The following is a 20073-nucleotide window of genomic DNA, read 5'->3' as shown; positions in this document are numbered from 1 at the left end:
GCGACGGCCGGCTCGACCCGACCGACGGCGCCACCCGCGCCGAGGCGTCCGCGGTGGTCATGCGCTTCATCAACGGCATGTACGCATAGCGTCTTTTAAGAGTTTTGGATGAGAATAGGCCCCTGCAATGCGGGGGCCTATTTGCTGCTTGATGTCGTGCTTTGCGATCGAATGTGCCGCGAACGAAGAAGGGCCCGCTTCGAAGCGGGCCCTTCTTGGGTTTCGGCAGGGTGCCGCGGTATGGGCTCCTGGTCGTTGTTTTACCGGTTCTTGCGAACCTTGCGGTATGCCGCGACGCATGCCAGGGCGGCGAGCGCCGCCGTGCCGATCGCCGCTGCGACAATGATGGTCGAGAAGTCGTTCATCGCAGGAATAGCGGCGTTTGCCTGCGTCTGGCCGTTTGCGCCGGAGTTCGTTCCAGGGTTTTCGGGCTGGCTTGGCGCGGTCGGCTGGTCATTGTCGGAGCCACCTTCGGGAGCGGGTTCCGGCTTGGGTTCGGGCTGCGGGGTAGGCTCGGGTTCAGGACTCGGTTCGGGCTCTGGTTCGGGTTCCGGCTGCGGGCCTGGCTCTGGATCAGGACTCGGCTCCGGCTCTGGGTCAGGTTTCGGATCCGGCTCCGGGTCGGGATCGACCGGCGGAACGACGGGAGCCTTCTTCTCCCACTGGGCCGTCAGGGTGGTGTCGGCCGTCAGATTAAACGTATCGCCAGGCTTGACCAGGTCGGCCTCCTTCTTCCATCCGAGGAAGTCATGGCCTTCAAGTGTCGGGGCGTCGGCCGCGGTCACTTTGGTGCCTATGGGCAGCGTCTTGTCGTCGTAGTCGACGCCTTCGGCGCCCGTGCCGCCGTTCAGGTCGTAATGCAGCGTGACTTGGTCGAGGTCGTAATACGCCTTCAGCACAAGATAGACCGGTTTGCCGTCTTGCTCGTGCGGCATAAAGACCGTGCCGGTGAGCTCGGACCGGCCCTCATTGAGGTGATAGCCGTCGTAGCCCTTAGGCGCGGCGGTTACCTTCTCTCCGATTTTGCCGTACAGCGGGAAGTCCGTATCGGCAAGCTGGTAGGTGCCATCAAGCTGCTGCTTGTAGTGCTCGACCTTATAAACGGCGGTCGTGGGCTCGATGGGCGTGGTCGTCTTGGTCCACGAGCCCACGAGCACGACGTCGGCGTTGGGCATGGTCAGCGTGCCGTCATCGGCGATCGTGATGCCTTCGGGGCTTTTGACCTTCCAGCCATCGAACTCCCAGCCTTTCATGGAGGGCGCGTCGGTGATTTTGACGGGCGCGCTGTACGCGGAGTTCACCTGGGCGGGAAGCTGCGGTGCTCCGTCGGGGACCGTGCCTTCGTATTCGTAGGTCAGGGTATGGGGCGTTGCACGGTAGTAGATCTTGAGCGGGTTGTCCTTGGTGGCCTCGGCGCAGGTTGCGCTCAGGCGATGGGGGCCGTAGTTCTCATCGAACACGTAGTGCACGCCGAGGGTTTCGGGGCCCGAGCCGTCGATGGCGTCCCAGCCGAACTGCTTGCCGTCGAATTTCTTGCTGTCGATGCTCACATCGTCGCCGGGGTAGGCCCATCCACCTTGGCCGTGGCCCTGTCTCAGCCAGTTGAAGCGAAGGCCGCTCTCGTCGGTTTGGCTGCCGTCGGGTGCATAACTTTGATAGTAGAGCTCGTAGTACCAGAGTTGCTTCTGCTCCTTTTTCCACTGGGCATAGACGGTGATATCGCCGGTCACAGGCGTGTTCTCGTCGAACGCCTCGCCGCTGCCGTCGGGCTGCGTATTCCAGCCGAGGAACGTGTGGCCAGCTTGCGTGGGTGCCGTGGGCAGGGCGCCCACGGCGGAGCCGCTCTTGACCGTCATGCTGCCGGGAACGGCCTCGGTATCGCCGCCGTTCTTGTCGAACGTTACGGTGACGTTCTTGGCGACCTGCTCGTTGATGAACCAAACGTCTTGACCCGCGGTCTTGCTATTCTTGCGGTCGACGAAGAACTTGTCTGCGCCCTCGACAAGACCAAGTTCCATGTCGGAGTCGGCAGCCTGGGCATATACGTACTCTTCGTTAGCGACCGGCTCGCTATAAGAGCTGTAGTTCGATCCGTCTTTGGCGTTTTTTGGGTCGGCGATGGGTAGGAGACCGCCAGTGCCTTTTGCCGTGCCAGCAGCGGTCAGGGTTACTGCCTTGGGGTCGCCATACGGGACTTCCATATTTCCGATGTTAAAGACGGGCCTAACGCGAGCCATGTTGAGGGTGCCGTTGACGACCAGATTGCCTTCGATGTTCGCGTGTTGCTTGAAAGCGAGCGTCGAGCCCTTATCGATGGCCAAATCCTTGACTTGGTAAAGCGGAACGGTGAAAGGCTTTTTATCGGAATCGAAGAACGTGTGGTCGCCAAAAACCGCCACGTGGGCGCCGTCAGTCACGCGCACAGAGTCCATCGACCAGATGAGAGGGCTTATCCTGAAAACGTCGGCGGTGCCGCACCCAGAGAACGTGAGCGTGCAATCGCCGATAATCTTGCTGCTGCCCAGGTCGCTGGTGCTGTATCGCCCGTAGATATATTCCTCGGTGGTACCGCCCGTGACGAGGATGTCGACGTTTCCGTTGACGATGAGGTTCTTGGAGTAAACGGAGCCGCCCTCGATCGCGTGGACCGCGCCACCCGATTGTGTGAGCTTCACGTTTCCCTGGCAGGTTTTGGTGGGCTGGCCGCTTGCCATGCGGGACTTCACGCTGGCCATGAGAACGTCGACGGTGCCGCCGGCGACCTCTGCCTGTGCTGCATAGTCGCTCTTGCCCTCGTTCTTGATGACGGGGAGGTCCTGGTATTGGGCGCCACCGAGATAGCATCCGCTCTTCGCGGCGCGGCTCATGGGCGTGATGACACCGATCTGTCCCTGTGAAGCCACGGAAGCGCCAGGCTTGTTCTGGTCGTTGCCGATGCGGGCCTCGTCCTTGAGCAGGGCTGACGACGTTCCGCGAATGATGTCGTTGCAGCCACCGCCGTAAACAGCGCCGTATCCGTACGTGCTGCGATCGCCGGATTCGACCAGGGCGTTTCCTTCGATGACGACCTGAGTATTGTTGACGGTAGAGTGGAACGATCCGCCGTAGATCGCCGGGTAGTCGGCGCCGGCAGTAGAGGTATCTTCGCTTTGCTCGGCTGCGGCCACGTGGACATCACCGCCGATTTTAACGCAAGTGTTGCCCTCGACCACGGCTCGCTGGCTGCGGGCTTCTGCAGGAACGCCGCTCGTTTTGTATTCATAGCTTCCGAATACGAAGATGTCGTTATAGCCGCCGCCGTAGACGCTTTTGACTTCGCCGCCCGTCACGATGACGGAGGTTTTGCCTGAAACGCGGCCTAGGTCGTCAAGTTCGCCCAGGTGTCCAGCATGAGTGGGATTGCGCCTTGCCGCACCGCCGCCGAAGATTTGATAGACCGTGCCACCGTTCATCTTGACGTTAGTGTCTCCCTCGGTGTTGCCGCAGGTGCCGCCGCCGTAGATGCCGTAGGGGAGGATGCCGTATTCGTAGTCCATTCCGTCAAAAGCCGGGCCGTCCCATTTGCCTTCGCCTTTAGCAGCAAGGTAGAGGTTGTGATTTTCGCTTTGTGTGCCAACGTAGTCGCCGTCCTGCTTGCCTTCAGATGCATTGGGAAAGCGGGCGTTTCCGCCGAATTCTACGTTGGTCTTGCCCGTGAGGGTGCCTGCGGAGTTGCCGCCGGCAATGAGCTTATACACGCCGTCAAGAACGGTGACGTGCGTATCGGCGGTAAGGTCGCTGTCGCTGCCGCCGTAGACGATCATGCGCTTCTGGCCGTCTTCGCCGCCGCCGAAGCCTTCGCCCAGCGTGAGGTGGTGGCCGTTTGCGTACAGCGTTTTGGAAGAGATGCGTATGTTCTCGAATGTGACATCGCCCATCAAGCTGACGATATCAGAATTCAGTTTCAGAAAATGGGGGGGGGGTGCCAGTATCGCTGCGCACGATAACATGCTTACCTTCGACGCCTGCGAATGCGTCGGCAAGGTCGATATCGCCTGCCAGCTCGATGGTTGCGCTAGGTTCTGCGCTCGTGTGAATCTCGACGACGGCTGCCGTGAATTCTGCGGCGTTGCCGACTTTATGAACTGTTCCTTCTGGCTGCGCTGCGAATGCATACGCGGGCAAAAGGAACGATGCGAAGGCCATGACTACGCACAAAGTCAGGGCCTTCAGCCTGCCCTTCATAGGAAACCTCCTCGAATATTCGGTTTTTATAATGCATAGAACAATTGTAGGGCACAGTGCTGAATAAAGGAACTCCTGTCGACTTCGTGTTGATTTAAGGCTCTGAAATGCTGTTTTTCGGGGCATCATTTCATGTTCTTTCTGCTGGGCCCTTCGACTGAAACATATATGCATGTCCACCCGCTTCGTCACGACCGTTGGCGCGCGTGCGTTCGGCCAGTGTTGCAGGAACGTGAACGGCGGCGGGAACGCATCGGGGTCGTTGCCGCGCTCGTTCGGCTGGCGCCGCAAAGCGTCTCTCGTGTCGTCCGCAATTCCCGTCTCGTCGCGCACATCCAGCTTGTTCGCACGGTTACGGCGTGCATCATGCACGGAGGCTTCGTTTCGCGTGCAACTTTTCCTTCGATACGGCACAATAGTGGGCGATAGTTTAAGCGCGTCGTAAAGGACGTCGCGCTTTTTTCGTCGCTCGTCCGGTCCGTTTCGCCATGCGAACTCGCCGGCCGTCGCGTCGACCGGGTGTGTAAGGAGGCATCATGAGCTTGTGGGGCGATCTTGAGAAGTTGAAGCGCTGCCGTTGGGTCGACCTGACCCATCCGCTGACGAACGAAAGCCCGTATTGGGGCGGCATTCCCGACGGTTCGGTGGAGCTGTGCAAGACCGTGTTCGATTACGACGAGGAGATGCTTTCGTGCCGCATCCATACCTATAAATTCCCCGGCCAGTTCGGCACGCACGTCGATTTCCCCATGCACTTCGTTCCGGGCCGTCCCGCCGCCGAGGAGTTCGGCGTGGAGCAGAGCGCCTATCCTCTGTGCGTGATCGATATTTCTGCGAAGGCCGCCGAAAACCCCGATTACGCCGTGACCATCGACGACGTTCTTGCCTACGAGGCCGAATACGGCCGTATTCCCGAAGGCGCGTTCGTCGCGCTGCGCACTGACTGGTACAAGCGCTGGCCGAATTACGACGCCCTGTGCAACCTGGACGAAGACGGCGGCGAACATTGCCCCGGCTGGTCGATCGAAACGCTGAAGTTCCTGTTCGAAGAGCGCGGCGTGGCCATGAACGGCCATGAGACCTTCGATACCGACGCGTCGTATTTGGCTGTAGAGGCCGACGACCTGGCGGTGGAGCGATACGTGCTCGACACATGCCATCTGCAGGTGGAGGTCATGGCCAACCTGGACAAGGTGCCGCCTGCGGGCGCCATCGTGTTCGTGGCATGGCCGCGCATCGAAGGAGCATCGGGCCTTCCTGCCCGCGTGTGGGCCGTGTGCGAAGAATAGCGGCACCAAACAAGCAATCGACATGCGACATGCAGTCAAGGCGTCCTTCGGGGCGCCTTGATTCGTTTCACGCACTGAACAGGCGTTTTGCATCATAGGGCGAGGCCCGCTCCGTCCTCGCATTGATTTTCGACGGCTGCGGTGTCAAAGTTCGCCGGAAACAAGCGATTTTTTTCGAATCCGTGCGCACATTTCGCGTTCGGTCGGCGTTAAAGAGGATAGGAGGTGAGAAACGCTTGAGAAAACACGAGGCGATGCTCGACGAAGCTGCGGTTCAACGCATCGTCGAGAGACATTACGAAGACGTGCTGGCGTACTGCAGGCGCCACGCGCCCGCTCGTGATGCTGCCGACGACATCGCGCAGGAAACATTCCTGCGGTTCGTGCGCAGCGCCAGCGCCTACGACGAACGCGGAAAGCCGCTTGCATTGCTGCTGACCATCGCGCGCAACCTGTGCGCCGATGCGGCGCGGTCGTGCGCGCGCAGGCCGCAGTTCGTCGAATTGGACGAAGCTTCGGCGCCGCGATCTTGCGACGCCTATCCCGTCGAGATGGACTCGGTGCTGGCATCGCTCGCTCCCGACGAGCGCGAGGCGATCGAGCTGCGCTTCGACCAGGGGCTCGGCGTGGCGGAAGCCGCACGGGTCATGGGGGTGTCGCGGTTCGCGATGAACAGGCTGCTCAAGCGTGCGCTCGCGCAGGTGCGCGACGCCTACTCCTTCGAATCGGACGGAGGGCTCATATGAGGTCTTTCAACAAAGAAAATCGCGATGTGACGCATGCGGGCGATGTCGAAGGCGCCCTGCGCGCCTACTATCGCGAGCAGCGTCCTGCAGCTGACGACGAGGCTAAGCGCGCCGTTGCGGCGGCGGCCGTCGCCGAGGCTCGACGTGCGCGTGTCGATGCGGCGCCCGCCCGCGCCGCGCGTCCGACGCTTTCGGCGTTCGTATGCGGCGTGTCGGAGGCGGCCTCGTTCGTGGCGACGCAGGCGCGCTTCATGGGGGCCCGCGCATGGGCTCTTCAGGCGTGCATAGTGGTTGCAGTCATGGTTTTGTGGTTCGCCGGCGGGGGAAACGCGGCATCGGGGCTGTACGCCTGCCTGGCGGGGGCGGCCGTTGCTGTGTGCGGCTTGCCCGATATGGCGGCATCGCGTGCGTGCGGAATCATCGAACTGGAGCGTTCGTGCAAACATGATGCTCGTTCGGTCGCGGCCGCTCGCATGGTCGTCTTGGCGTGCTCGAATGCGATCGGCCTTGCGGCCATGGCGGGCTTTCTCGCGCTCGCCGACCCGCAGGCGGGAGCGCCCGTCGCGCTGCTGTGCGCTTTTGCTCCGTACTGCGTCACGGTTGCCGGTTGTCTTGCGGCCGCGCGCCGCATCGAAGGTTCGGGTGCGCTTGCGGCCGCTGCCGCCTGGGGCGCGGCGGTCATGGCGGCGTCTTATTTCCTCGCGATGAAAGCGCCCGTTGCATACGAGCAGGCCTCCGTGTGGATATGGGCGCTGGCCGCCGCCGCTTCGGCGGTATGGGCGGCGTGCGAGGCCAGGGCATGGTTGGCCGATGTGGCGGCTTCGCCGCGCCTGCTTTCGTTCGATTCGTCGTCCATCAATCGATAGGAGGAAACTGTGGAGCTTTCCCTTGAAAATCTGACCAGGCGATTTGCAGAAAAGCCTGCTGTCGACGACGTGTCGGCGACGTTGCGCCCAGGCGTGTACGGCTTGCTTGGAGCCAACGGCGCCGGCAAGACCACGCTCATGCGCATGGTGTGCGATGTACTCAAGCCCAGCGCGGGTCGCATCGCCTTCAACGGCGTGGATATCGCCCGCATGGGCGACGAATACCGTGCCATACTGGGATACCTTCCGCAGGATTTCGGGTATTACCCCGATTTCACGGCGATGGATTTCATGCTGTATATGGCTGCGCTGAAGGGCCTCGGCCGCCATGAGGCCAAGCGGCGTTGCTCCGAGCTGCTGGAGGAAGTGGGCCTTGCCGCTCATGCGAAAGCCAAAGTGCGCACGTTTTCGGGCGGTATGAAGCAGCGGCTGGGCATCGCGCAGGCCGTGATCAACGATCCGACGGTTTTGGTGCTCGACGAGCCGACGGCCGGCCTCGACCCGAAAGAGCGCGTGCGTTTCAGGAACCTGATTTCCGGGTTTTCGCAAGACAAGATCGTGCTGCTTTCCACGCACATCGTGTCCGATGTGGAATACATCGCCGACGACATCCTGGTGATGAAGGGCGGCCGTTTCGTATTGCGCGGCCGTCCCGATGCCGTGGTTTCGTCCGTGGCGGGCAAGGTGTGGGAATGCCGCGTTTCAGCGCGCCAGGCCGATGAGCTTTCGGCTTCTGCGTGCGTATGCAATGTGCATTACGCGTCCGACGGCGGAGCGGTGGTGCGCGTGGCGGCCGACGAAGCTCCCGTGGCGGGCGCGGTTTCCGTCGAGCCGACGTTGGAGGATCTGTATCTGTACACGTTCAAAGACGATGCGGGCGCCGACATGGCGGGCGGTGGTTTCGGCGAGGTGCCGGAGGGGCGTCATGCTCGTAAAAACGGCCTGTTCAGCGGAAGGAGGTAGCCATGTTCGATCTGGTGAAATTCGAGCTCAAGAAGATCGTCGCGCGTAAATCGACGCGGTATACCTGCCTGGCGATCGTCGCGCTTTTGTGCCTCATCATGACGATGAACGTGTTTCAGACGAAGACCACGAATAACACCGATGAGATCCTGTCGGGCCTCGATGCCATCCATCAGCGGCAGGAGAATGCCGAGGCGCGTGCGGGGGCGTTGACCGACGAGCGTCTTGCCGAGGAACTGTCTTCGTATTACGAGCTTGCGTTTTCCAAGCTCGACCCCGACGAGATCGTGACCATGAGCGATGCTGCGTCCTACGACGCCGTGAAATCCGCCTACGGCATCGAAGGCGCGCGCGAGCTGTACGGTTCGGGCTATTGGCCGTGGCTGTTCGGGGCATGGAACAACGACAAGAAAGAAGTCGTTCAAATGTCGGCCATACTGGGGCCTTCTCCCGAGGTGTCGTTCTATGAGGCGCTCGCTGAAAAGACCCAGGTGATCCTCGATGACGGACAGGCCGGTTCGTGGGTCTATTCGGATGCCGAACGCGCCTATTGGACGCAGAAGCAGGCCGAAGTGACCGAGCCGATTGTGTATGGATATGTGGGAGGCTGGCAGAACATCATGGACTGCATCGCCTTTATCGCGTTCGCCATCATCGCCATCTGCGTGGCGTTGGCCCCGATGTTCGCGGCCGAATACCAGGAGCGCACCGACAGCGTGATCTTGTCGTCGCGCTATGGCCGTTCCAAGCTGGTGGCGGCCAAGCTCATCGCGGCCTTTCTGTTCACGACGGCGTATTTCGCGGTATGCATGGCCATCATCTGCGCCGTGTCGCTTGCCGCTCACGGTACGGACGGCGCGGACCTGCCCATTCAGATGATGGCGCTTTCCTCGCCGTATGATTTCACCATGGCCCAGGGCACCGCCATCATGGTGGGCATCGCCTACCTGATGACGCTCGGGTTCGCCGGCCTGACGCTGTTTTTGTCGTCGAAGCTGCGTTCGCTGCTGTCAATCTTCGCGATCGACGTTGCCCTTGTTCTTCTGACGGGCATGATTCCCACGGCGGGCGTGGGCATTCTCGTGCATCTCAACGCGCTGTTCCCGACGAGCGGCCTTGTGGCGCCGTATCTGTTCTGGGACTACATGTCGTATCCGATCGGCGGTTTCGTGATCGACCTTATAGGCATGCAGGCGCTCGTGTACAGCGTGCTGTTCGTGGCGTGTCTCCCTCTGGCGGCGCTGTTCTTCCGCCGCCATCAGGTGATGTAGCCGTCTGCCGACGGTGCGGCGTCAGCGTTTGTTGAACGGCGTGATGGTGGCAGGCATCGCGCCGTCGTAGATCAGCTTCGGCTCGCTTTCGATCAGGGGCTTGAAGTATGCGAAGGCATCCTCGGTGATGCCCTGGTAGTCGGGCAGGATCCATTCCACGGGGAAATGCTTCACGTGTTTAGCGAAGCGGTCTGCCGGCGCAGCGAAATAACGCGCATCGTAGACGCCCGCCGCTATCTCTTCGGCCGTGCGCGGGCGCACTCCTACCACGAAGCCGGTGAAAGTCGGGTCGGCGGAGCGCATATGGGCGCTCATGGCCAGCTCGTAGGCCTCGTTCACATCCACGAGGCTTTGGGCGAAGTTGCTCGAACGCGCCGCGCGGGAGAGGTTTTGCACCACGCCGCGCGGCACGATGTCGGCATCCACGATCATCTGCTTGATTATGGAGCCCGCGCCGCCCAGCACGGGATGCGCGAAGCCTTCATTTGCGCGCCCGCCTGAGGAAACGTAGGTGCCATTGGCATAATGAGCGCCTTCGCTCACTACGATATAGCATTCGCCCTTCTCGTCGAATTTCCGCTTGGCTTCGGCGAGGAAGGCGTCTTTGTCGAAGTCTATCTCGGGCAGGACCAGCAGGTCGACGTTGCCCGATACGCAGCAGCTCGCGGCCAGCCAGCCCGCGTCGCGGCCCATGGTTTCCAGCACGAAAACCTCGGGACGCGTATAGGCGGCGTAATCGAGGTAGGTGGCATGGGTGATTTGAGCTGCGATTTTGGCCGCGCTCGGGAAGCCGGGCGCATGGTCGACGGGTACGAGGTCGTTGTCGACGGTTTTCGGAATGCCCACGAAGCGCTTCTCGCAGCCGACGCTTTCGGCCCATTTCGCCAGCGCATCCACGGTGTCCATCGATCCGTTGCCGCCGATGTAGAACATGACCTCGATGTCGTTGGCATCCATGACCTCGATCAGGCGGCAGTAGTCGGCATCGGCGCCGCGTTTGAGTTTGTAGCGGCACGTTCCCAGCGCGCTGGAGGGTGTCTGCTTGAGGATTTCCAGCTCATGGCCGCTGAGGTCGGTCAGGTCGTAGAGCTTGCCGTCCAAAACGCCTTCGATGCCGTGCAGGCCGCCGAAGACGCGGTCGTACAGAGGGTTGAGTTGGTTCGCCCTGACCACGCCGGCGAGGCTTGCGTTGATGACGGCGGTAGGGCCGCCTGATTGCGCGACGAGGCAGTTGCCCATGGACGATGCTCCTTTTGCGAATTGGGCCGTGGGATGGTTTGCTGCTGCCAAGTGTACCCCACGATCGTCCGTTTGGGCCTTTGGTTGCCGTCGCCTTATTTCGTCCATTCTTTCGGCTGGAAACGGCAAAAGGCCGGGAGGGTTCGTTGCCCTCTCGGCCTTTGTTTCGGCGCGGCGGATTCCGTGCGAATCGGCGAATCCGCCATGCATCATGCGTTATTTATCGCGTCCTGCGGTCGTTTCCTGTCGAACCGTATTCGGTCGCACGTGCCAGTGCCTGCGAATGCGCCGTGTGCCCGCCCGCGTGCCTGCGTTTCAGGGCGAAGGCTGCGGCCGCTGCGGCAAGGAGCGCCGCGCCGATGGTTCCTGCGACGATCGCCATGGTCGCGTCGCCCGTCTTGATGAACTTTCCTGGCGCTGCGGGACTGCTCGGCGGAGTGCCGGCCGGCTCGTCGGGAGCGGCGGGAACGATCGGCGTCGCCGCAGGTTCGTCATCGGGGCCGGCATCGTCTTCGATGGGCGGCACGGTCACTACGGCGTCGTCGCTGAGCGGCTTGTCCAGTTCGTCGGCCGTCAGCAGAACCGTGTTGACCACGTTCGTTCCCGCAAGCGTCTCATCTTCGACGCGTGCGGTGTATGCGATCTCGACCATGCTTCCTTCGGGCAACTCGTCGATCGCGACGGAGAACCCGTTGTCTTCGACCGTCGGCTCGAGGGTCTCATCGGGTTTGTCGTCGACCAGCACCTCGATGCTCTCGGCGTCGATCGGCATGCCTTCGGGAAGGCTGTTGTCCGATATCACGACGTCCGTCACGCCCGCGTCTTCGACGGTTGCGCGCACAAGATAAGCCGCGCTTTCGCCGACGGGCACCTCGTCTTTATCGACGCTTTTCTCAAGCGCGACGACGGGTTTGCCCGGTCCGTCGGGCTTTGCGGGAACTTCGACATCTTCGGCTGCGATTTCGACCTTGTTATCCGCCTCGACTTCGTCGACATTGTCGGCCCAGGTCGTAGCGGTGTTTGTAATCGTAGCGCCTGGCTTTTCCATGGCAACCTCGTAGGTCAAAGTCATGGTTTCGCCATAGGCCAGGTCCATGCCGCTCACGAATTCGAACCCGACGATGCGGTCTTCGTCATCGCGCAGATAGGCGGGTTCGACGGCCTCGGGTTCATCGTCTCCCTTGGCCGCCTTCACGCTTCCTTCGACGATCGCGCCCGCGGCGCCGTCGTCCAGCAGGTCTTTCACGACGACGTTTTCGGCCGTCAGCCCCTCCTCGGTCTGGCTGACGGTCAGCGTGTAGAGGCCTGTTTCTCCCGCTTCATACGCATGTTTGTCGGAGCTTTTCTCGATGGAAAGGCCCGGCTTCGCCAGCTTCGTTTCCACGTCGTTCGACGGCGTTTTGCCGTTCGAGTTGATCAGGGCATACGAGCTGTTGGTCACGGACAGGCCGCCGTCGGCGGGGTAGCGGTCGAGCTTCGCTTTGAACACCAGGCGGTAGTGCTCGCCCTTCATGGGCATGTTCGCCAGGAATTCCTTGTCGAAGGTGAAGCGCACGACATCCCCCGCAGCTGCGGCATCGTTCGCGTCGGGCCTGCTTGCGCCGTCATCGGCGGGCGCTTCGGCATCGTCTGCCGGTGTCGCGGCGCGCATGTCTGCACGCGTCCGATCGGGCTGTTCGGCATTTTCGGTTCCTGCGGAATTGCCGGGCTTGTTTGCGTCGGGGCCTTCGGCATCGTCTTTGCCGGGCGTTTTCTCGACCGTCGCCGCGCCTGCGTTTTCAAGGGGCGATCCGCTTTCGTCGGTCAGATATGCGGTGCCGTCGATGTAGCTCATCTCGGCGGGGAGGGTGTCGACGATTTCGAGGGCTGAATAACGGTAGCCCACGCGGCAGTCGACGCCTTGCTCATGTGCCCGGAAGTCGATTGCGTATTCCACCTCGTCTCCAGGCTTCACGCCATCGGTTTTATCGGCGGTCTTGACCACGTCGGTTTGGCCGTCGGGGTTTTCCTCGGGATTGGGCACCGTTAGGAAGTCGGGTGTCAGCGCGAAGAACGATTGCGGGTCGGGATTATGCCCGCTGTCCATTTCGTGCTTGTTCCATCCCGAATAGAAGCGGAACTCCGCCGGCTTGCCCAGGTTGTCGCCCGTGGTGTCGTAGAAGGTTTCGACCAGGCCTTTCTTGTATTCCTCGGGATGCTTCCATCCGTCGGTGGAAAGAAAGACCAGCTTCGAGGCCACGCGCGTGCCGTCGTTTTCAAGATAGAGCGCGTCGTTTCCCGCGACGATGCGTCCGCCCGTGATGGCCCCGCCGAACTCGAACGCCTGGATGGTGTCCAGGTCGATGCAAGTGGCGTGACCCTTCACTTCGATCGGCTCGTCGGTGCCTGCGCGCACGAACTGCACGCTCACGTCGAGGTTCGAAAGGCCCATGGTGTAGAAGTTGAAGTTCTGGTATCCCTCGGGCCCGTCGGAGAGCGACTTCCAGTGCGTGCTCAGGTAGACGCCCGGCTGAAACACCTCGTGCCCGTCGTAGAAGGGGGCGTAGTTCTCCCAGCCGCAATCGGGCTCCATATACGTCCAGTCTTCCAGCGTGAGCACGGCGTCGAACGCCTCGCCCTTGTACATGCCGCCTGTGTAACGCAGCGACGCCGAGCCCTTCTTCGTGGACCCGTCGATCGCGAAAGCAAGGCCGGGATGGCCCTTGACCTGGACGTACAGGTCGTCGAGGCTGGGATTTTCCTCGTCGCTGTAGCGGTGGTCGAAGTAGACGCCCAGGTCGGGCACCTCTTCGAAGCCTTCGATGATTTGGATGTCGTCGAAGTCGAGCGACGCCTCGTAGCCGATGGGCTCGAATTCGTCTTCTGCCACCTCGATGACCTTAGGTCCTGCCGCCTTCGATTGTGCTTCGGCCTGCATGGGCATCATGCAGGCGCCGCATAGCGCCACGGCGGCGATGGCGCAGGCTCCCGCCGCCTTGGCGATGCGGTCGGTCCAGCGGCGGGCGGGCCCGCGCGTCGAGCGCGCCGTGCTCGGCGCCGATTTGTTCGGCGCATCTCGTTTGCCGGTGTCGTTCATGATCTGCCTCCTTCGTCTCGGTGCGTCTTCGGACGCTCGCGAAGTCAGGCTATCAAGCGCACCCGGCGGCTTTTGGGGGCGAAGGAGCGGCTTCTCCGGCGTTTGTAGATATGAAAAACGGCCCGAATCCGGCGGGATTCCGGGCCGCTTTGTCATGCGGATTGCATGGCGCATGCCGTCGTGGGCAATCGGCGCCACGGCGGGTGGCGTAAGGGCTATTCGCCCAGGTCGAACGAATGAAGATACAGGTCGGCCAGGGCTTTGACGGCGTCGGCCTCGAATGCCGCGCTCGGTTCGTGCACGGCGGCCACGGGAAAGCCTGCGGCGCGGGCGGTTTCGATCGCGTGCAGCGAATCCTCCATCACCAGAGTCGCTTCGCGCGGCGTGCCCAGGTGGGCGAGCGAGGTTTCGAACACGATAGGTTCGGTCTTGCTCGCGCCCGCTTCGCTGCAGGTGAATACCGCCGAGAAGCGGTCGAGTACGCCCAGGCGCGCCAGCGCGGCCTCGGCGCAATGGCGCTCGGTGGCGGTGGCGACGCACATGCGCACGCCGCATGCGGCGAAGGCGTCCAGCATGGCGCGGGCGCCGGGCTTCAGCGGAATGGTGTCGCGATAGGCGTGTTCGATGCCGTCCAGGATGCCCTGGCAGATTTCGTCGACGGACTCTTCCAGGCCGTATTCGTCGCGCAGGAACACGGCCGACTGCTCCAGTGTCATGCGCTTGAAGTGGCGCTTGATGTCGGGCGCCGGCGTTTTTCCGCGTGCGATCAGGTAGTTTTCTCCCAGGTTCTCCCACCAGGGCATGCTGTCGAGCAGCGTGCCGTCCAGGTCGAAGATCGCTCCTTCTATAAAGTCGGGCGCGCTCGGCCTGCGCTTGGAGTCGACGAAGCGGGCAAGGGGGAAGCCGACGGGTTCGGGTGCGTTCGTATGGTTCACGGGGTCCTTTCGTCGGATGGTGCTCGGTCGGAGGCCGCGGCTTTCTTGCGGCGCGCAGCCCGCGGCGGCGAAGGCGGAAGCCGCCCGTTCGCCGTCGGTACCGCGGCATGATAGCACGAGCTTGCGGCGCGCGATTTCCCGAACATGCGCGCAGGTCTTCGCCGCTCGTTCGCGCTGCCCTGCCGTTGGCCCGAGTCGCCCGCTCGCGCGAAGCGTTGCGGTATGGCAACGCCCCCGGCACGCGGCCTTCGTCGGCGTTATCATGAGGCCATACACAACCCGTTCGAAGGGGGAACGAAATGAAAGCGCTGCTTATCAACGGAAGCCCGCATCGCCGCGGCTGCACGTATACGGCTTTGGGCGCGGTCGAGACCGGCCTGCAGGAGCAAGGCGTCGATGCCGATATCATGTGGATCGGTACGGGCGCCATCTCGGGGTGCCTCGGGTGCGGCAAGTGCCTCAAGTCGGGCCGCTGCTTTATCGACGACGCGGTGAACCAGTTCCTCGACGACGTTCCCAAGTACGACGCATTCGTCTTCGGCACGCCCGTTCATTTCGCAGGGGCTTCGGGCGCGCTGACATCGTTCATGGACCGCGCGTTCTACGGGCGCGGCAACCTGTTTGCGGGCAAGCCCGCGGCTGCGATCGCATCGTGCCGTCGCGGCGGTGCTTCGGCGGCCTTCGATCAGCTCAATAAGTATTTCACCATGTCGAATATGCTTGTCGTGGGCTCTCAGTATTGGAATCAAGTGCACGGCAGCACGCCCGAAGAAGTGCTGCGCGACGAGGAGGGTCTGCAGACCATGCGTACGCTCGGTCGCAATATGGCCTGGATCACGAAGTGCATCGAAGCCGGCAAGGCTGCGGGCATCGAGCGCCCCGAGCAAGAACCCGTGATCCGAACGAATTTTATCCGCTAGCGTTTCGGCCTAAAACGAAGCGGCGTCCCCTCGCGGAGGCGCCGCTTTTTTCGTCGCGTTTATCCGATCGCTTGCGCGGCGATTACGATGAAGCAGGTCAGAAGTCCCGATACGGCGATGGCGACGCCGCTCATCGCGCCTTCCAGCTCGCCCATCTCGAGCGCTTTCGCCGTGCCGATCGCGTGGCTGCAGGTGCCGATGGCAACGCCTTGCGCGACCTTGTTCTTGATGCGGAACAGATTCGCCAGCATGGGCGAGAAGATGGCGCCCATGACGCCCGTGGTCATGACGGCCGCCATGGTGATCGATGCGGTGCCGCCCAGCTCGCCCGTGATGGATAGCGCGATCGGCGCCGTGGTTGATTTCGGCAGCGTGGACAGCGCCACCTGTTCGCCCAGGCCGAGCGCTTTGCATAGCGCGTAGGCGCTCACCATCGACACGATCGATCCTACCAGGCATCCGGCGAGGATGGGCAGGAAGTTGCTTTGCAGCACTTTGCGCTGCTGGTAGATCGAAAATGCCAGGACGGCGGTTGCGGGCCCCAACATGGCCGCGATCAGACGCGAACCCGATTCGTAGGACTCTAGCGGGATATTGAACGCCACCAGAATCGCCATGATGACGGCGACCGATACGAGCAGCGGGTTGAGCAGGGGAGACTTCGTTTTCTTATTGAGCCATACCGCGCCTGCGAATACGCCTACGGTAAGCGAAAGGCTGGCGACGGTTTCGATGACGGCAATGACGTCCATGCGTTATTCTCCCTCGGCGGTCGGGACGGTTCGTTCGACATTCGGAGCGCAGGGGCGGTTTCGCCCGGCCGTGCTCTTGTCTGCAGACGGGTCGTAGGAGGCAAGGGCCGGGTCGCCCTTGATGGAGAACACCTTGCGTAATTCGACATCTTCTCCTGCGCGTTTCGCGAGGAAATATTTCTGCAGGCGCGTCACGGCGATCACGGTGGTCGAGGTGGCCAGAAACACCAGGAACGTAGTGACCAGGCACACCAGGATGAATTGGGGAATGCGGCCCTGAATCAGCGGGAGGCTGGTGATGATGGTGACGCCGGCGGGAATGAAGAAGACCGGCATGTATTTCAGCAGGAAGTTGGATGCGAGCGCGATTTTCTCTTCGGCGACGATGCCGCTGATGAGCAGCGTCAAAAGGATGACCATGCTGCAGATGTTGCCTGGAATGGAAATAGGAAGCGAGTCGGACACGGCGCTTCCCACGTAGCAGACGCCTGCCAGAAACGCGAACTGAAGGCAGAGCAGGCCGAGCTTCTTGCTGCCTCGTTTCGCCTTGTCGCGCTTTCGCTGTCGCACGGGCGGCGAATCGACGTCGCCGGGAGGGCATGGCGCGCAGGTCTGCGCGTCGGTTGCGACGGCGGCGCCGTCGAGGACCGGGGAATCGGTTCGGGTTGGTTCGTTGGATGCGTTTTGCATAACGTAATGCGCGCGGCGCGTATCATCTCGATTCGTCTCGGGTGCAGAGATGCACATGCTACACCCGCGCCCGTCGCTCGCCTGAAATCTTAAAAAGTCTTCACACCACGTACGTTTCGGCGGGTCGGCCCGCCTTGTCGCAGGCCCGCGCCCACCGCCGTGCGAGCTGCGGCATGGAGCTGCGCCTTATGCCCCATGCCGCGCATCATGCCTGTTAAAAGGCCCAGTTGCCGTTTCGGAAGATCGCAACGCGCTCACCGTCGGCTTTGATGCCGTCGATGTTCAGGTCGTCGGTGCCGATCATGAAGTCGACGTGCGTCGCGCTCTTGTTGACGCCCGCCTCGAACAGTTCGTCTTCGGTCATGCCGTAGCCGCCTTCGTAGCAGTCGGCGAAGCCGCGGCCGAGCGCCAGGTGGCAGCTCGCGTTCTCGTCGAACAGCGTGCTGTAGAACAGCACGCCTGCGTTGCGGATTGGGCTATCGAAGGGCACGAGCGCCACTTCGCCCAGGCGGCAGGAGTTTTCGTCGGTTTCGACGATCGAACGCAGCACGTCTTCGCCGCGCTCGGCATGCAGGTCGACCACGCGCCCGCCCTTGAACGTCAGGCTGAAGTTCTCGATCAGGCTGCCGTTGTGCGCAAGCGGCATGGCCGAGACCACGGTGCCTTCGGCGCGCAGGCGGTCGGGCGTCGAGAAGATTTCTTCGGTCGGCATGTTGGGGAAGAACGTCACGCCGTCCACCGTGGTGTCGCCGCCGCCGTTGAACAGGTGCTTGTCGGTCAGGCCGACGGTCAGGTCGGTTCCGTGCGCGTTGGTGTAGTGCAGCGCATCGAAACGCTGGGCGTTCAGCCAGGCGCAGCGGTCGGCGAAGCTGTCGCGATGCTTGTTCCAGGCTTCCACGGCTGCGGCGGCATCGGCGCCTTCGAGGCGGACCGTCTTGAAGATCGCATCCCACAGGCGTTCGACGGCTTCGCGTTCGGGCAGTTCGGGGAACACTTTGCGCGCCCACGCGGGCGAGGCGCCGCCGACGATGCACCAGACGCAACGTCCGAAATCGAGTGCGTCGTAGAACTCTTTGCATGCCTTGTGGCTTGCCTGGGCGCGGGCGATGAGCTTGCGCGTGTCGATACCCGACATGGCCCCGGGGTCGTCCGAATCGATGGTGAGCACAGCCGCGCCGTTGCGGGCCATGCTGTTGTTCAGCTCGGCGAGCCAAGACGGGACGTTTTCAAAGACATCCATCGCGCAATGGTCGTAGTGCATGCGCTCGATGGCCTCGTCGGAAAAACGCACGGTCACATGATGGGCACCCAGGTCGTAGGCCTCTTGCGTGATGAGGCGCACCAGGGGAGCGCTTTCGATGTTCGCGCGCACGAACAGGTCCTGCCCCGGCTTGAGGGCGCAGCCCGCCTCCACGATGAGCCGCGCGTAAGCGCGCATGCGTTCGTCGAGGGAGGGGGCGCAGGGTTCGGTGTGTTCAGCGGTCATGGCCGATCCTTTCAGAAGATGGTCGCGCGCGGTGCGGACGCCGCGCGCGATTGCTGTTTTGTCAGAGTGTACGCGTTTGCGCGCCACGCGAGGGGCGGCGCGCTTGGAATCGCTGGTTGCGCGGCCCGTTTCGGCGCCGCGCGCAGTCTGGAAGCGAAAAATTGTAAGAAATTTGCAGTTGGCGGTCTTTTGGCTGGCGTTTTCGGCGCCGAGAGGGGTGTTTTCGAGGAAAAAGGCCTCCAAACACCGCGCTTTGACCCGTGCGAGGAAGAATCTGGCCCAAAAAAGACCGCCAACTGCAAAAAACGTGCATTTTTTCGCACGAACCCGACGTGGCGGCCCTTCCAGGCGTCATCTGTTCCGTGCCGTCTTGCGAAAACCCGTCTGCGCCGCCTGTGGTCTGCGGTCGCTCGCCCCGCGCGGTACCTGCTTTTTCGCGAGTACAATGCCGTATGGAACGACTTTCGCAAGACGCGCATCCGCGCGGTAAGGAGGCGGCATGTTCAGAACGACCGAAACGCCCCAGGGCGGCCGTGTGGTGCTCGCGGGCAAAAGCGTGGTGAATCTTGCGTCGAACAACTATCTCGGCTTGGCCGACGCGCCCGAGGTGGTGGCTGCGGCCAAGCGCGCGCTCGACGAACACGGCGTGGGCCCGTGCGCGAGCCGCAACATCGTGGGCGATTTTCCCGTGCACGCGGAACTCGAGCGCGAGCTTGCCGTATTCAAGGGGGTCGAGGCCGCGCTGGTATTCTCGTCGGGCTACGCAGCCAACGTGGGCGTGATTCCCGTATTGGTGGGCAAGGGCGACGAAATCTTCTCGGACGAACTCAATCACGGCAGCATGATCGACGGGTGCCGCCTGTCGCGCGCGCATACTACGGTGTACAAGCATTGCGACGTGCGCGACCTCGAAGAAAAGCTTGCCGCATGCGACGCCGAAACCAAGCTGGTCATGACCGATGCTGTGTTCAGCATGGATGGCGATGTGGCGCCGCTCGACGAAATCGCTGCGGTATGCGAGCGCTACGGCGCCATGTTCCTCGTGGATGATGCCCACGGCGACGGCGTGATGGGCCCCATGGGCCGCGGCACGGTGGCGCATTTCGGACTGGAGGGCCGCGTGCAGGTGGAAACCGGGTCGCTCGGCAAGGCGTTCGGCGTCATGGGCGGCTTCGTGGCCGGCAGCCGAGAGCTGATCGACCGCGTGCGTGTAGGCGCTCGCTCGTTCATTTTGACCGCGTCGCCGCTCGCGCCTTCGCTGGCCGCGGCCGCGGCCGAGTCGCTGCGCCTTATCGCGTCGGACGATTGGCGCGTGCGCCGTCTGTGGCAGAATCGCGCGTATTTCGCCGAGCGCATGCAGGAGGCGGGCTTCGACACGGGCATTTCCATCACGCCTGTCGTTCCCGTCATGATCGGCGACGAGGCGCTGGCCGTGCGCATGAGCGACGCGCTCTACGAGCAGGGCGTGTTCGCGCAGGCCATCCAGTATCCGCTGGTGGCGCGCGGCAAGGCCCGCATCAGGTGCATTCTTTCCGCGGACCACACGCAGGAGGATTTGGACCTCGCCGTCGAGGCGTTCGTGAATGTCGGCCGCGACCTGGAGGTGCTGCGATGAA

General features: G+C 62.4%; 15 protein-coding genes. 7 read left to right on the top strand and 8 right to left on the bottom strand.

From position 1 onward, the window contains the following. Nucleotides 1-260 precede the first annotated feature (260 nt). Together Q6E04_RS03305 and Q6E04_RS03300 are read right to left on the bottom strand one after the other, a co-directional pair. The gene (locus Q6E04_RS03305; protein WP_303249384.1) at nucleotides 261-3917 is read right to left on the bottom strand and encodes an InlB B-repeat-containing protein; all 3657 of its coding nucleotides are present in this window, start codon (nucleotides 3915-3917) and stop codon (nucleotides 261-263) included. A gap of 13 nt (nucleotides 3918-3930) precedes the next feature. Then, nucleotides 3931-4596 carry a hypothetical protein gene (locus tag Q6E04_RS03300; RefSeq protein ID WP_303249383.1) on the bottom strand — a complete coding sequence of 222 codons (666 nt, stop codon included), beginning with the start codon at nucleotides 4594-4596 and terminating at the stop codon, nucleotides 3931-3933. Between the two features lie 164 nt (nucleotides 4597-4760). Between Q6E04_RS03300 and Q6E04_RS03295 the strand changes: the two genes are divergently transcribed. The 5 genes from Q6E04_RS03295 to Q6E04_RS03275 all read left to right on the top strand — a co-directional run bounded on the left by Q6E04_RS03295 (nucleotide 4761) and on the right by Q6E04_RS03275 (nucleotide 9359). Beyond that, nucleotides 4761-5513 carry a cyclase family protein gene (locus tag Q6E04_RS03295; RefSeq protein ID WP_303249382.1) on the top strand — a complete coding sequence of 251 codons (753 nt, stop codon included), beginning with the start codon at nucleotides 4761-4763 and terminating at the stop codon, nucleotides 5511-5513. 254 nt (nucleotides 5514-5767) lie between these two features. Then, complete coding sequence (locus tag Q6E04_RS03290; RefSeq protein ID WP_303249381.1) at nucleotides 5768-6259, top strand: RNA polymerase sigma factor; 492 nt, start codon at nucleotides 5768-5770, stop codon at nucleotides 6257-6259. Continuing rightward, nucleotides 6256-7125, top strand: coding sequence for a hypothetical protein (locus tag Q6E04_RS03285; protein WP_303249380.1), 870 nt, complete (start codon nucleotides 6256-6258; stop codon nucleotides 7123-7125). Before Q6E04_RS03290 ends, Q6E04_RS03285 begins: the two co-directional genes overlap by 4 nt. A gap of 9 nt (nucleotides 7126-7134) precedes the next feature. Next, complete coding sequence (locus Q6E04_RS03280) at nucleotides 7135-8088, top strand: ABC transporter ATP-binding protein (RefSeq protein ID WP_303249379.1); 954 nt, start codon at nucleotides 7135-7137, stop codon at nucleotides 8086-8088. Between the two features lie 2 nt (nucleotides 8089-8090). Beyond that, complete coding sequence (locus tag Q6E04_RS03275; RefSeq protein WP_303249378.1) at nucleotides 8091-9359, top strand: ABC transporter permease subunit; 1269 nt, start codon at nucleotides 8091-8093, stop codon at nucleotides 9357-9359. Between the two features lie 21 nt (nucleotides 9360-9380). Here Q6E04_RS03275 and Q6E04_RS03270 read toward each other — a convergent pair whose 3' ends face one another. The 3 genes from Q6E04_RS03270 to Q6E04_RS03260 form a co-directional block, all read right to left on the bottom strand. Beyond that, complete coding sequence (locus Q6E04_RS03270; protein WP_303249377.1) at nucleotides 9381-10598, bottom strand: diphosphate--fructose-6-phosphate 1-phosphotransferase; 1218 nt, start codon at nucleotides 10596-10598, stop codon at nucleotides 9381-9383. Between the two features lie 220 nt (nucleotides 10599-10818). After that, entirely contained in the window at nucleotides 10819-13674 is a 2856-nt protein-coding gene (locus Q6E04_RS03265) for an isopeptide-forming domain-containing fimbrial protein (protein ID WP_303249376.1), read from the bottom strand. Nucleotides 13675-13889: 215 nt separating this feature from the next. Then, entirely contained in the window at nucleotides 13890-14609 is a 720-nt protein-coding gene (locus Q6E04_RS03260) for an HAD family phosphatase (RefSeq protein ID WP_303249375.1), read from the bottom strand. A 299-nt stretch (nucleotides 14610-14908) separates the two neighbouring features. Here Q6E04_RS03260 and Q6E04_RS03255 point away from each other — a divergent pair, with 299 nt between their 5' ends. After that, entirely contained in the window at nucleotides 14909-15529 is a 621-nt protein-coding gene (locus Q6E04_RS03255) for a flavodoxin family protein (protein ID WP_303249374.1), read from the top strand. Between the two features lie 59 nt (nucleotides 15530-15588). Here the strand turns inward: Q6E04_RS03255 and Q6E04_RS03250 are convergent, their stop codons facing one another. From Q6E04_RS03250 to Q6E04_RS03240, 3 genes are all read right to left on the bottom strand, one after another. Continuing rightward, nucleotides 15589-16281, bottom strand: coding sequence for an LrgB family protein (locus Q6E04_RS03250; protein ID WP_303249373.1), 693 nt, complete (start codon nucleotides 16279-16281; stop codon nucleotides 15589-15591). 3 nt (nucleotides 16282-16284) lie between these two features. Continuing rightward, entirely contained in the window at nucleotides 16285-16851 is a 567-nt protein-coding gene (locus Q6E04_RS03245; protein ID WP_303249372.1) for a CidA/LrgA family protein, read from the bottom strand. A gap of 334 nt (nucleotides 16852-17185) precedes the next feature. Continuing rightward, a complete protein-coding gene (locus tag Q6E04_RS03240) occupies nucleotides 17186-18457 on the bottom strand; it encodes an aminopeptidase (RefSeq protein WP_303249371.1) in 1272 nt (423 codons plus the stop codon). Between the two features lie 499 nt (nucleotides 18458-18956). On the opposite strand from Q6E04_RS03240, the gene Q6E04_RS03235 reads away from it, so the two are divergent. Continuing rightward, the gene (locus Q6E04_RS03235) at nucleotides 18957-20072 is read left to right on the top strand and encodes an aminotransferase class I/II-fold pyridoxal phosphate-dependent enzyme (protein ID WP_303249370.1); all 1116 of its coding nucleotides are present in this window, start codon (nucleotides 18957-18959) and stop codon (nucleotides 20070-20072) included. Nucleotide 20073: the final 1 nt, after the last annotated feature.

Source organism: uncultured Slackia sp. (genome assembly GCF_959608125.1).
In the GTDB taxonomy this organism is placed as follows: domain Bacteria; phylum Actinomycetota; class Coriobacteriia; order Coriobacteriales; family Eggerthellaceae; genus Slackia.
Note: the sequence above shows the minus strand (reverse complement) of the source record. Positions and strands in the feature narration are given on the sequence as shown.

What these genes read in the sequence shown, in the direction of transcription:
- Q6E04_RS03305 (WP_303249384.1), bottom strand. Translation starts at nt 3,917, where the DNA reads ATGGGCGATGTCACATTCGAGAACATACGCATCTCTTCCAAAACGCTG.
- Q6E04_RS03295 (WP_303249382.1), top strand. Translation starts at nt 4,761, where the DNA reads ATGAGCTTGTGGGGCGATCTTGAGAAGTTGAAGCGCTGCCGTTGGGTC.
- Q6E04_RS03290 (WP_303249381.1), top strand. Translation starts at nt 5,768, where the DNA reads ATGCTCGACGAAGCTGCGGTTCAACGCATCGTCGAGAGACATTACGAA.
- Q6E04_RS03285 (WP_303249380.1), top strand. Translation starts at nt 6,256, where the DNA reads ATGAGGTCTTTCAACAAAGAAAATCGCGATGTGACGCATGCGGGCGAT.
- Q6E04_RS03275 (WP_303249378.1), top strand. Translation starts at nt 8,091, where the DNA reads ATGTTCGATCTGGTGAAATTCGAGCTCAAGAAGATCGTCGCGCGTAAA.
- Q6E04_RS03270 (WP_303249377.1), bottom strand. Translation starts at nt 10,598, where the DNA reads ATGGGCAACTGCCTCGTCGCGCAATCAGGCGGCCCTACCGCCGTCATC.
- Q6E04_RS03265 (WP_303249376.1), bottom strand. Translation starts at nt 13,674, where the DNA reads ATGAACGACACCGGCAAACGAGATGCGCCGAACAAATCGGCGCCGAGC.
- Q6E04_RS03255 (WP_303249374.1), top strand. Translation starts at nt 14,909, where the DNA reads ATGAAAGCGCTGCTTATCAACGGAAGCCCGCATCGCCGCGGCTGCACG.
- Q6E04_RS03250 (WP_303249373.1), bottom strand. Translation starts at nt 16,281, where the DNA reads ATGGACGTCATTGCCGTCATCGAAACCGTCGCCAGCCTTTCGCTTACC.
- Q6E04_RS03240 (WP_303249371.1), bottom strand. Translation starts at nt 18,457, where the DNA reads ATGACCGCTGAACACACCGAACCCTGCGCCCCCTCCCTCGACGAACGC.
- Q6E04_RS03235 (WP_303249370.1), top strand. Translation starts at nt 18,957, where the DNA reads ATGTTCAGAACGACCGAAACGCCCCAGGGCGGCCGTGTGGTGCTCGCG.